At 25.7% G+C, this 13083-nt stretch carries 13 protein-coding genes; 8 read left to right on the forward strand and 5 right to left on the reverse strand.

Going from position 1 to position 13083, the window contains the following annotated elements; translation table 11 throughout:
• The 5 genes from EPJ72_RS13020 to flcA all read left to right on the forward strand — a co-directional run.
• On the forward strand, positions 1-203 hold a 203-nt coding region (locus EPJ72_RS13020), incomplete at its 5' end, for an IS3 family transposase (RefSeq protein WP_158636870.1).
• A 133-nt stretch (positions 204-336) separates the two neighbouring features.
• Positions 337-747 carry an acyl-CoA thioesterase gene (locus tag EPJ72_RS06405; protein WP_147731371.1) on the forward strand — a complete coding sequence of 137 codons (411 nt, stop codon included), beginning with the start codon at positions 337-339 and terminating at the stop codon, positions 745-747.
• A 21-nt stretch (positions 748-768) separates the two neighbouring features.
• Positions 769-1077 carry a hypothetical protein gene (locus tag EPJ72_RS06410; protein ID WP_147731372.1) on the forward strand — a complete coding sequence of 103 codons (309 nt, stop codon included), beginning with the start codon at positions 769-771 and terminating at the stop codon, positions 1075-1077.
• Between the two features lie 11 nt (positions 1078-1088).
• Entirely contained in the window at positions 1089-1514 is a 426-nt protein-coding gene (locus EPJ72_RS06415) for a F0F1 ATP synthase subunit epsilon (protein WP_147731373.1), read from the forward strand.
• A gap of 100 nt (positions 1515-1614) precedes the next feature.
• Positions 1615-4914 carry a periplasmic flagellar collar protein FlcA gene (gene flcA, locus EPJ72_RS06420; RefSeq protein WP_147731374.1) on the forward strand — a complete coding sequence of 1100 codons (3300 nt, stop codon included), beginning with the start codon at positions 1615-1617 and terminating at the stop codon, positions 4912-4914.
• A gap of 92 nt (positions 4915-5006) precedes the next feature.
• On the opposite strand, the gene EPJ72_RS06425 is transcribed toward flcA, so the two are convergent.
• The gene (locus EPJ72_RS06425; RefSeq protein ID WP_147731375.1) at positions 5007-5981 is read right to left on the reverse strand and encodes an aldo/keto reductase; all 975 of its coding nucleotides are present in this window, start codon (positions 5979-5981) and stop codon (positions 5007-5009) included.
• Positions 5982-6146: 165 nt separating this feature from the next.
• Here EPJ72_RS06425 and EPJ72_RS06430 point away from each other — a divergent pair, with 165 nt between their 5' ends.
• The 3 genes from EPJ72_RS06430 (at position 6147) to EPJ72_RS06440 (ending at position 10414) form a co-directional block, all read left to right on the forward strand.
• Positions 6147-6698, forward strand: a complete 552-nt coding sequence (locus EPJ72_RS06430) for a hypothetical protein (RefSeq protein WP_147731376.1) — start codon at positions 6147-6149, stop codon at positions 6696-6698.
• 173 nt (positions 6699-6871) lie between these two features.
• Positions 6872-8707, forward strand: coding sequence for a methyl-accepting chemotaxis protein (locus EPJ72_RS06435; RefSeq protein WP_147731377.1), 1836 nt, complete (start codon positions 6872-6874; stop codon positions 8705-8707).
• Between the two features lie 36 nt (positions 8708-8743).
• Positions 8744-10414 carry a Na/Pi cotransporter family protein gene (locus tag EPJ72_RS06440; RefSeq protein ID WP_147731378.1) on the forward strand — a complete coding sequence of 557 codons (1671 nt, stop codon included), beginning with the start codon at positions 8744-8746 and terminating at the stop codon, positions 10412-10414.
• Positions 10415-10422: 8 nt separating this feature from the next.
• Here the strand turns inward: EPJ72_RS06440 and EPJ72_RS06445 are convergent, their stop codons facing one another.
• The 4 genes from EPJ72_RS06445 to EPJ72_RS06460 form a co-directional block, all read right to left on the reverse strand.
• Positions 10423-10971, reverse strand: coding sequence for a DNA-3-methyladenine glycosylase I (locus EPJ72_RS06445; protein WP_147731379.1), 549 nt, complete (start codon positions 10969-10971; stop codon positions 10423-10425).
• Between the two features lie 293 nt (positions 10972-11264).
• Positions 11265-11768, reverse strand: a complete 504-nt coding sequence (locus tag EPJ72_RS06450) for a hypothetical protein (RefSeq protein ID WP_147731380.1) — start codon at positions 11766-11768, stop codon at positions 11265-11267.
• Positions 11765-12634: an RNA polymerase subunit sigma gene (locus EPJ72_RS06455; RefSeq protein ID WP_147731381.1), complete on the reverse strand. Its 870-nt coding sequence runs from the start codon at positions 12632-12634 to the stop codon at positions 11765-11767. Before EPJ72_RS06455 ends, EPJ72_RS06450 begins: the two co-directional genes overlap by 4 nt.
• Positions 12635-12642: 8 nt before the next feature.
• Positions 12643-13083, reverse strand: a complete 441-nt coding sequence (locus EPJ72_RS06460) for a DUF721 domain-containing protein (RefSeq protein ID WP_147731382.1) — start codon at positions 13081-13083, stop codon at positions 12643-12645.

The raw sequence follows: 13083 nt of genomic DNA on the forward strand, positions 1-13083 counted from the left end.
AAAGAGTACACGGCATAGACGAAAGAGAATTTTATTCACGATTAAATAAAAATATCACAGTAGAATTATTGAGAGAAAAATTAAAAGAATATACACATTTTTATAACAATCAAAGATTGATTTCTTCGCTAGGTTATATTACAATCAAAGAAAGAATCAAAAATATTATAGCAAGTAAAAGTACAATATCTATGGCTCCATGACAATTATAGTAAAATATTTCTTACATTTCAATTCAAATAATTCAAATAAATACTATTATAATTTTTTATAATTATGTTATAATAATTTTATATTACTCTGTAAATATTGTTTTTTAAGGAGAATAGAAAAAATATGCCGCATGTTAATAAAACTGAAATAAGAATAATATATGCTGATACGGATCAAATGGGAATAGTTTATCATGCTAATTATCTTAAGTTTTTTGAGATAGGAAGAACTGAACTTTTAAGAGAATTAGGTATTTCATATAAGGAAATGGAGGCTTATGGTATATATTTACCTGTAAAAGAAGTCTTTATAGATTATAAAATATCAATAAAATATGATGATTTAATTGTGGTTCATACATCTGTAGACAAATTAAAGAATGTTTCATTAAAATTAAAATATGAAATTAGAAATAAAAATAATCCTGATATACTGCATACAACTGGATATACGCTGCATCCTTTTATAAATAAGAATGGTGACATCGTTAAACCTGATGATTACTTGTATAATATAATGGCTAAAGGCAAATAAAAAAGGATAATAAAAAATATTATGATGAAATGGATTAATATAGTGCTTACTGTTTTATCTTCTGCTAATATGGTTGGTGATATTATAAAAGGAAGCAGTTTAGAAAATAAAGCCAAAAATATGTATAAAAAATTAGATGAAACTGAAAAACTTATACTTGAAAGAGTTGATACTAAAATGAATGGGTATATGACTTATTTCAGCAAAGAGATTAATTCATTAAAAATTGTGATAAAATTCTTACTTATAGTATCTTTTATATTTTTTATTTTATTTATATTATCATTGATATTTTTTATTATTGTTTTAAAATATAAAAAAATAATTTAGAGTTTAGAAATATGGCTACAAAAAATAATAAAAAAACATTAGTTTGTTCAGTAATAACCAAAGAAGGTCCTATTTTAAGGTCTATAAAAATAGATCATATAGAATTGCCTTCTGTAAATGGATATGTTTCTATATATACAGATCATTGTCCATATATAGTAAGTATATCTTATGGGGAACTTAGAATATATGATGAGGAAAATAAGTTAATAAATCTATATATTGAAGGCGGTATTGCTGAAGTGACTCAAAATGTTATTGGGGTGCTAGCTGAAAAAGCTATATATCCAAAAGATATTAATATTTCAATATTGAACGAAAAAATAGAAAAATTAAGCAAACAGATGACTATTAGTATAGAAGAGAAAAGAAGAAACAATATTGAAATAGACAAATATAAAAAGCAAATTGAAATAGTTAATAAAGTTAATAAATAAAATATTCTATTGTATTTTATTTATTAACCGATAATGAAGTTGACATATTTTTTATATTTTACTATAATCAATATGTGAATACAGTTTATAGATATTGAATATGCCAAAAATCGAAGATTTAGAAAGATTAGGAAGTTTAGCTTTTATAATAGGAAACAAAGAACTCCCAAAAGAATTATCACAAGAAGACTATAACAATTTTAAGTCCGTATTTACAGATGAATATATGGCGAATTCTACGCAAAATAATAATGATGTACCATCTATAGATGATTTGGATAATTTAGATAACTTAGATTTGCCTGACAGTGTTAATGACGATTTAGGTTTATCTGATGATTTGGGATTACCTGATGATTTAGATAATAATGATGAAAATACAGATGTAGATTTAAATAATTTAGATTTGCCTAAAGATAAAGAATTAGAAAATAAGATTAACTCTGAAATAAATAGTTCTGCTGATAATAAATTAAATAACAATATTCCAGATCTTCCTGTGTTAGATGATTTGCCTCTTCCTGAAAGTTTAGATGATTATAATGATGCTAATAGCGGTATAGAAGAAACAATAACAGATGATATTGATAATTTACCAGACGATTTAGTAGATGATTTAGATGATACATTAGAAGAAGAAATTATTAATAATGATAGTAATTTAGATGACTTAGAAAGCATATTAGATGATGACAGCAAAGAAACTGATACTAAAGAACAAGACTCTAATAATTTAGATGATTTAGATAGTGTATTAGATGATGACAGCAAGGAAACTAATGATAAAGAAAATGATACTAATAATTTAGATGATTTAGATAGTGTGTTAGATGATGACAGCAAGGAAACTAATGATAAAGAAGATGATACTAGTAATTTAGATGATTTAGAAAGTGTGTTAGATGATGACAGCAAGGAAACTAATGATAAAGAAAATGATACTAGTAATTTAGATGATTTAGAAAGTGTGTTAGATGATGACAGCAAAGAAACTGATGATAAAGAAAATGATACTAATAATTTAGATGATTTAGAAAGTGTGTTAGATGATGACAGCAAAGAAACTGATGATAAAGAAGATGATACTAGTAATTTAGATGATTTAGAAAGTGTGTTAGATGATGACAGCAAAGAAACTGATGATAAAGAAAATGATACTAATAATTTAGATGATTTAGAAAGCATATTAGATGATGATACTAATGAAAAAGAAGAATCTAAACAAGAAGACACTGATAATTTAGAAGATTTAGATAGTATATTAGATGATGATAACAAAACAGAAGACAAGAAAGAAGAAACTAAAGAAGATAACACTGATAATTTAGATGATTTAGATAGTATATTAGATGATAGCAACTTAGAAAATACTGATGATAATTTGATGGTTGGAAATGTTGCTGGCAATGTAAAAATCATTGAAGAAGAAAATACATTACCTTCTCCAGATGCTGCTGACAGTTTGCCTGAATCAAAATATGATGATGTTGATAAAGATATAAATGACGATGAAGTTATAGACAATATAAAAAGATTATCCCCTATTACTAGATATCATGTTTTAGATGCTATATTAAATGAAAAGCTCTCTAAAAACTCTATGCAAAAATTATTAAAAGCTTTAGAGAAAGGTGAGTCTAATGAATATATAACAGATTTTATTAATAGTGAATTAGGTTTAAGTATTTCAGATTCTAGGGGCGGATTATTAGATATTATACCTATTCATAGCTCATTAAAAGAATATGCTAAGATAATAAGAGTTGCTGCAATATTTTTAGTATTATTTGTTGGGGCAGTATTATTTTCATATCAATTTATATATAAGCCTGTTTTAGCTAATAGATATTTCAAAATGGGATTAGAAAATATATACAACAGTCAATTTGATGAGGCAGAGAGAAATTTCGCTAAGGGTGATAGACTAACTCCTAAAAATATAAAATGGTACAATAAATATGCTAAAGAATATACAGACAGGTCTGCTTTTGATTATGCATTAAAAAAGCTAGAAACTTCTGTGGATATAAAACCAAGAAATATTGATACTAGACTTTTATTTGGATATTACTACAGAAATAAAGGTGAAAAAGAATTATCAAAAGAAGATTATAACAGCGGCGAAGAGTTGTATAACAATTTAATGACCTATACTGATAAAGAAAAAGATTTAAAGAGAATATATGACGACCTTGGTGTTCTTATGATAAGCAGGGCAAAAAATCTAGTAGAGCCTAATTATTATAATAATGCTTATGAGAATTACAGAGAGATGATAAATAAATTCGGAGATGATGTTATACCGAGAAAAAGAGTAATGCTTATAAAAATTTATCAGGATAATTATCAAGATGTTAAAGATTTGCAAAATCATATAGATAGATTAAAAAGCGGATATATAGATGATGAAGTTTATCCTAAATTAGCAAAATATTTATTAGATAAAGATGATTTTTATGGTGCTAGAAAATTGTTTGAACAATTATTAGCAAAATATACAAACAATTTAGAATCTATTGTAGGATATGCAGATTATGAAGCTAGATTAAAGCATTATGATAGGGCTAAAGAGATATTAATAAACTCAGCTCTACCTCTATACACTTCTAATCCTTATAATGTTGGTGAAGAATATGTATATAATATGCTTGGACAGATATATTATAACTTAAAAGAATATGGAAGTGCTATTAATAATTTCAAATTAGCATTAGAAAAAAATAGTTTATATCCAGATGCTAATTTTAATTTAGCTAATTTGTATTTTTATCAGGATAATGATTATAAAAGAGCAAAAGAGCATTATAAGATAGCTTATGACAATTTAGCTCCAGATTTGAGAAGCGATCAATTACTATATAATTTATCTTGGTTATATTATTTAGATGAAGAATATGATTTAGCTTTTCAGGGTTTTAATGATTTATTCTACAAAAATCCTGATAATAGCATTGTATCATATGCTTTAGGTAATTCTCTTCTTCATTTAGATAGGGCTAATTTGGCTAATGGCTTTTATAGAAATGCTTTGAATAAGGCATTAGAAACTAGAAAAGACAAATTTGAAATGCTTACAGAAAAAGACTTTATGTTTATTAGTTATTTGGCTAGCTTACATAATAATATAGGAGTATCTTACGCTTATAATTCTGTTGTAAGCAACCAAATAGAAAATGAGCAAATGGCTTTCAAAAATTTTGTTGTTGCTAGTGAATATTTTGACCAATTAAGAACATCTAATATAGATTTGGATATGGCTGAAAAAAGAACTATTAATATAGATAATCAAAATATTGGTGCTTCAAAATATAATATGATGGCTATACAAAGTAGAAGAAATTTGAAAAATAATGTTATAATAGATGATTATATACCAAAGACTATGTTTAATTTAAACTAAAACTCTTATAAAATGATAGTAAAGCCTATGATATGTTTTTTATATCATAGGCCTTTTTATGTTTTAATTATTTTACATACTGTCTACTCTACTTACAAAGCTATATCATCAATCTTTTTAAGTTCTAGATCTGTCAAATTATTTTTATTAATTATTTGCAGATTTTCTATTATTTGGCTAGGCTTAGAAGCACCTATTAAAACGCTTGTAATGTCTTCATCTTTTAACACCCATCTTAAAGCCATTTGTGCTAAAGTCTCTCCCCTCTCCTTAGCTAAATCATTAAGTTCTTTTATTTGTCTTAATCTATCTCTCGTAATAGCATCTTTTTTTAAGTATCTTCCATCTACGGCTATTCTACTGTCACTAGGTATTCCATCAATATATTTATCTGTAAGTAATCCTTGAGCAAGAGGACTATAAGCTATTATTCCTTTTGATAATTTTTTTGCCTTTAATTTAAGTCCATTATTTTCTATAGTTCTATCAAATATAGAATATCTATTCTGATTAATTATAAAAGGCACATTAGCATATGTTAATATTTTAGAAGCTCTCTCCATAGTAACTCCATCATAATTAGAAAGCCCAACATATAAAGCCTTGCCGTCCTTTACTATTCTAGTTAAAGCTTCCATAGTTTCTTCAAGAGGAGTTTCATTGTCCATTCTATGATGATAAAATATATCCACATACTCAAGATTTAGTCTTTTTAAACTTTGATTAATGCTCGCTATTATATATTTTTTACTTCCCCAATCTCCATAAGGTCCATCCCACATATCATATCCTGCTTTAGTGCTTATTATAATTTCATCTCTATATTTATTAAAACCATCATTTAAAATTTTACCCATATTAATTTCAGCAGCTCCATACGGAGGACCATAATTATTGGCCAAATCAAAATGTGCTATACCATTATCAAAAGCAGTATTTATAATATCTTTCATGTTATTATAATCACAATTCTCTCCAAAATTATGCCATAAACCAAGAGATATTATAGGCAATTTTAAACCGCTTCTTCCACATCTATTAAAAATCATATTATCATATCTATTCATAAATTAATAACCTCTCTCTATTTAATATTGTAATACATTTTTAAAAAATTGTAAATTTAAATAATTATAATGCATTTTATTAATTTACCGAAAATATATATATTGCTTTTTACAATAGTTACTATTTTTGATTTATATATATAACAAATTGGAGGTTGAAGATAGATGTTCAAAAAGATTATAACTATTATTATTATTTTATGTACTGTTGGATGTAAAACACTAGAAACTGCAAAAGATAGCAATACTATGAAAGACAATAAAACAGAAATTGCAGATAACAACAAATCTGATGTGAAAGAAAATAATGAAATTAAAGAAGAAACATCAAAAGATGAAATTGTAATGTATGGTTCAAATTCTGAGATACAATCTATATATATAAATGGTAAAAAATATTATGTATTAAATGCTGATAATATAGAAAATATGACAGAAAATGAAATAAAAAACTCATCATTAGTAGCACCTTTAAAAATTACAGAAGAAACTATAAAAGGAAATGACGGCATAGTAATAAAATATTATGATGTTCAAATATTTTTAGAAAAGAAAAATAGAATTGGAGCTACAAAGGTAGGATTGTTTGAACCGCAATATAGAGCTTGGACTATAGGAGAATATAAAAAAAGAAATAATGATATAGAATTAAAATTAAGCAATTCTACAGTAACTATTACAATAAAAAGAGGAAGCATATCTCTTAGATATTATTAAAATATTTATTTATAATCAATTTTTTATATAAAGTGTAAAAAGAAGTAATTATACAACAATAGTTCATATTTTAATAATGTAATTATCAAAAATATTGAATAAATAAAATACTTGCATAAAATCAATTTAATTAATATAATAAAAGGGATATTTTTAAGATTTTAGAGGTTAATGTGTTCAAGAAGTTATTGCAAATAATAAATAATACTTTCAAAGGAAATAGTTTAGTATTAAAATTTTTAATACCATACATAACTTGTATTATACTAATATGTATTGCTATATATTTTGTTTATGCACCGCAATATAGAAATACATATCAAACAAATAGTGAATATAATACAGAACAATTAAAAAAGATACTAGAAAATAATGTAGAAAACTTAATAGTAGAAATTAATCTACTTTCTGCCTATTTAGAAAAAGAAGATAATAATGATAAGGCACTAGAAGTATTTCAAAATGTATTAAAAAATAATAGTTATTTAGTTAATATATTTTATTCTGATGTTATACCATATAATGAAGGCGGTTTTTTCATAAATGCCAACAATGAATCATTAGGAAACTATAATCCAACATCAGATCAATGGTTTAAAGATGTTATGTCAAACAACAAGATTATAACTGCTACTCCATATATAAAAAATAATAAAACTATAGCTTCTTTTGCTAAAGCAGTATATAAAAATAATAGAGTATATGGGGTTTTATTGCTTGATATAGATTTTGACAAATTTATACAATCTACAATAGCTGAAAATAAAAAACATGCATATAACATTTATATAATTAATGATGCAGGACTATTTTTATTTAGCTCTAATAAAAATGATATATTAAAAAATAATATATTTTCAAATCCAAACTTTACAGAAAATAAAAACAATATATTAAACAATAATAATTTTACATTTATCAATAACAAACTCACACATATATCATCAAAAATAAAAGATACAAATTGGATATTCGTAGCTGATATATCAAAAAATGAATTGAATGCCATGTTTTACAAGCTTTACATATTAATTGCGGTAGTATTTATTCTTCTTATTGGAATAGAGGCTATACTTGTAATTGTAATAGCTAAACCTCTATCTACAACATTAAATAGCACTGTAAAAATAATAGAAACTATGTCTGATTGTAATTTTAACATAGAATTTAATGAAAAAGAACTTAGTAAAAAAGATCAAGCTGGTGAATTAGTAAGGGCATTAAACAAAATGCAAAAGACTTTGGGTAAAGTAATATATAATCTAACCAACTCTATAAATGAAATTAATAATTCAGTTAATTCTATAACAGATGGAAGTGTTAATTTATCTGACAGAGCTAATTCACAGGCAAGTGCATTAGAGGAATTGGCAAGCTCCATACAATCAGTATCAGATGCATTAAAAGAAACAGCTAGCAATGCTAGTAATGCTAAGAGGATGAGTGAAGAGGTATTTGAATCTACAAAAAGAGGTGTTGATGCTGTAGAAGACACTTCACGTAATATGGAAGATATAGCAGAATCTAGTAAAAAGGTTTCTGATATAATAAAAATAATAGAATCTATAGCTTTACAAACAAATATATTAGCTTTGAATGCATCTGTAGAGGCTGCGCGTGCTGGAGAGCAAGGTAAAGGTTTTGCGGTTGTTGCTAATGAGGTTAGAAGTTTGGCAAATAATGTAGCTAATGCTGCTAAAGATATATCTGATATAATTAATGATACTGTAAGAAAAATAGAACTTGGAAGCACTTCAGTAAAAGCTTCATCATATATATTAAACCAAATAGAAAAGTCTGTTAATGAGGTGTCAAATCTGCTTGTCGGTATATCTAATGCTATTATAAATGAGGAAGAAAGTATATCACAAATAAACTCTGCTGTTGCAGAGCTTAATAATATAACTCAAGAAACTTCGGCTATAGCTGAACAGGGGGCTATAAACAGCAGCAATGCTTTGGATAAGGCAGAAAATATTGTTGTAGAAGTTTCTCAATTTAAATTTTAATTAAAATTTAAATTTATATTAATATAAAGAAGAAATATGATATTTACTTTAATTTTTTCATTAGTAGGCGGCTTTGGGCTTTTTATGTATGGGCTTAAAGTGTTTTCTGATGGTCTTCAAGAAAGTACTGAAAACACATTAAAAGAAATACTACATAAAGTTACTCAAAACAAAATATTAGGTATAGCTCTTGGTTTTTCAATTACTGCTATAGTACAATCGAGTAGTGCTGTTACTGTAATGGCTGTTAGTTTTGTTAATGCAAATATACTAACTTTATCTCAGGCTATAAACATTATATTGGGTGCTAATATTGGTACTACTGTTACTGGGTGGATAATTTCATTAGATATAGATATTTTAGCTCTACCTTCTTTGGGTATAGGTTCTATTATAGTGATATTTGCAAGCCAAAATAGAAAGCTAAAATTCTTCGGCGAAATATTAATGGGCTTTGGTATGATATTCTATGGGCTTATTTTAATGAAAATTGCTTTTGAGGGTGTAAGAGATTCTGAGAATTTCAAAAACTTATTTTTAATGGCAAATGCATACACTCTTCAAGGAAGATTTCTTTGTGTATTGATAGGTACTGTAGTAACTGCTATAATACAATCGAGCAGTGCTGCTTTAGGTGTTACAATATCGCTTGCTACTGTTGGTTTGATTGACTTTCCTACTGCTGTGGCTTTGATACTTGGACAAAACATTGGTACTACTATAACTGCAGTGCTAGCCACAATAGGAGCTTCTATTAATGCTAAAAGAGCAGCTTTAGTGCATTGTTTATTTAATATATTCGGTGTATTTTATATGTTCTTTTTATTCCCATATTATCTTAAGCTCGTTGAGTTTATAGTTGGATTTATGACATCGGGAGGACCTGATTTAGTTGTTAATAATAATTATGTGAATATATCTTTCTACATTGCAGCAGCCCACACAATTTTTAATATAGTAAACGTTATAGTATTTTTCTTCCTCACTGATAAATTAGAATATATTGTTTGCTTGATTATTAAAGATAAAGATGGAGAAAAACATATTAGCTTATTATCTGACAGACTTTTGCATATGCCTATTTCTGCTGAGATAGAAGTGAGAAAAGAAGTAGCATACATGGGAGAAATTGCTCAAAAAATGCTATCAAGAATAGAGCAGTTATTTGACAGCCCAAGCGAAAAACTTCTTAATAAAATTCGCGACCATGAAAAGATGCTTGATAATACGGATAATGAAATACATACATTTTTGCTTAAACTTCTTGGAAAAAGCACACTCAACTCTGCAGATATAGCATCATTAATTAATATTAGTACATACTACGAAAACTTAGGCGATAATTTAAAAGATTTAGGTAAAGCTATTATTAAAGGGAATGAGAAAAAAACTTTATTTAATGAAATACAGAAAAAAGATATTCTTCAAATGCTTCATAACAATAAAGAGTTTATAGATTATTTATCAACTCTTATACTTAATAATTATTCTATAAACAGAGAAAAAACTTATGAAGAAGCTATGGAAAGATACCATAAAATAAAAGGGTTTTATTATGAAGCAAGACAAAGGCATTATGATAATGTTGATAAATCTTTAATACCAGCATTGAATGCCCATTTATATGGTGATGTACTTGTTTATTTTAACCGCTCTATTTCAAACTTAGTTAATATAGTAGAGTCTATTACTGGAAAAGATAAGTAATATGATTTTTATTTAAAAGGGCAATCTACATAGTGGTCATTAATAATACCTATAGCCTCTAAATAGCTGTATATTATAATGCTTCCTACAAACTTAAAGCCTCTTTTAATTAAATCTTTGCTTACAGTTTTTGAAAGCTCATTTTCTGCAGGAAGTACATCATCATAATTTAATTGATTATATAAAATATTATTATTTGTGAAGTCCCATATATATTTATCAAAACTTCCAAATTCTTTTTGAACTTCCATAAATTTGTTGGCATTTGTTATTAAAGCCTCTATTTTTCTTTTGTTTCTAATAATGGCTTTATTTTCCAAAAGAGATGCAATTTTTTTTTCATTGTAATTAGCTATTTTTTTATAATCAAAATTATCAAAAGCTTCTCTCATAGCCTCTCTTTTATTTAAAACACATCTCCAGCTTAAACCAGCCTGCATACCTTCAAGTATAAGCATCTCAAATAATTTTCTTTCATCATGACAAACCTTACACCATTCATCATTATGATATTTTATTTCTATATCGGTTTTAGCCCATTTGCATATTTTTTTCATTTTATAACCTACTTTGTATAACACTAAAAATTTTTTAAATTATTAATTTTTTATTGTTCTTTTTCCCGCCTTCGTACCACAGGCACTTCCTTCGGTCGCGGTGCGGACTTCGTCAAAAGAACCAAAAAGTGCAAATAAGATAATAGCATTTAATCATACTAATTATGTTTTTGATGTAATATAAACTCTATATTTTATTAAAAAATGCTTCCCTTTCTAATAATGTATCATGGTAGGGAAAAGTTGAAAATACATTTATGAAAGATATGAATTAATATACATATTTCTTTCATTTATCCTATATTTATATCACACTCATAATAATCTGTTTTTATATTATAATCACCATTATCTAATTTTAATTCATAACTTTCTTTATCACCCCAAATATTAACTATCTCCTCTTTGTTTTTATGTATTATGCAATATTTTTTTATATCTCTAATATTTAAATAATATTCATTTTCGTATTTGCTTATCTCTATGTTTTTATAAATATAGCTTTTTTCAGTATTCTCCTCTCCTCTACTTAAAAGCGGAGTTAATACAGAAAAATAATTAAAGCTGTCAATTATTCCATTTTTTATTTTGATAGAAGCCTTATTAATAGATTTCTCAAACATATCAGAATCTTCTATATTCTCCATTACAAATAAATCAAATCTTAAACTATTAACTCTCTTTTGAATATTAACATCATTTTCAAGTAATGATAAAAATTCTTTTGATACCTCTAAGCCGCTTACATATCTTATAATATCTTCTTCATATTTTTGAACATTATCATTATTATTCATAGCTTAAAACTCTCCTTTAATTGAGTTTTTATCTTTTTTATAATCTTTGTAACAGCATTAACAGTAATATCAAAAAGATTAGATAAAAAGTCATAACTAACAGTAACCTTAATAGATTGCAATTTTTTTATTTTCTGTTGTTTTTTGCTAGCCAAATGTATAGTAAAAATACCTTTTCTATTATTTTCTGCAATTTGCAAATTAATATTTGCTATAGAATCTTGAAGCTTTATTATATCATTATATTTATGTATGTAAGTAGCCCTTGCTTTTTCAATAATAGAATATGCCTCTTCATAAGAAATACTAAAATAATTCATTAATGGTTTTGATACAAGATTTATAAATAATTCTAAATTATGCATAAAAAATGTTAGAGAATCTCTCTCATTAAAAATACTCTCTATATAATTAAACATCTTCAAACCAATATTTTCTATATCATCAGCATCATCAACATAATCATTTAAAGAATAAGTTTTTGTGTCATATAATACATCATGCAAAGTATAAGCCTCTCTATTACAAAGCGGAGCATCTATAGAAATTTCTTTTACATTACTATATTTATCTTTTCTCTTTTTATAACCCACATAATTTAAATAACTATTTCTTAGTGTATAAGTAAACCAAGTAATAAACTTAACTTCCGTTTCATTATATTTTAGTATAATATTTTCTATTCTCTCCATATAGTAACAATAAAAATCCAAAGCATTCTCATGATTAATGCCAAATGCTTTTCTCGGATAATTATAAATATATCTAGATAAATGCTCATTAATCTCTTTTAATGTAATTACACTTCTAGTAGCTTTATAAATAGATATGCTCTTTTTTATATACTCATCATCAATAAGAAACATTTTATTATTTAATCCTCTGCCTCAAGTAAAATATTATAAAACTTCTCTCTCATTTTCTCATCTTCTATATTAGATTCTTTTATAGTTTCATCTGCCCATTTTTTATGTTCTTCTGTTATAGTTTTTTTTACATAGTTTTTTTTAATATTATTACTTTCAAAATTATTATTAATATCATCTATTCTTGTAACAAGATTATAAACTACAATATTAGTTTCATTTTTTATATTATTAAATATTTTTATTTTATTCATAACAATCTCATTAGCCCATACACTATCTATAACATTAACTGTTAAAATACCATTTCTAAAAAATGATGGATAACATATCTTAGATAAAACATCACCCATAATTATATTCCATTTATTGGCAATTTTTAAATATGAATATAAATTAGTATTTCTTTTATTGGAATATTCATTCAATATATCTATAATCTCTTTCAT

It is taken from the genome of Brachyspira pilosicoli, assembly GCF_008016535.1.
GTDB lineage: Bacteria > Spirochaetota > Brachyspiria > Brachyspirales > Brachyspiraceae > Brachyspira > Brachyspira pilosicoli_A.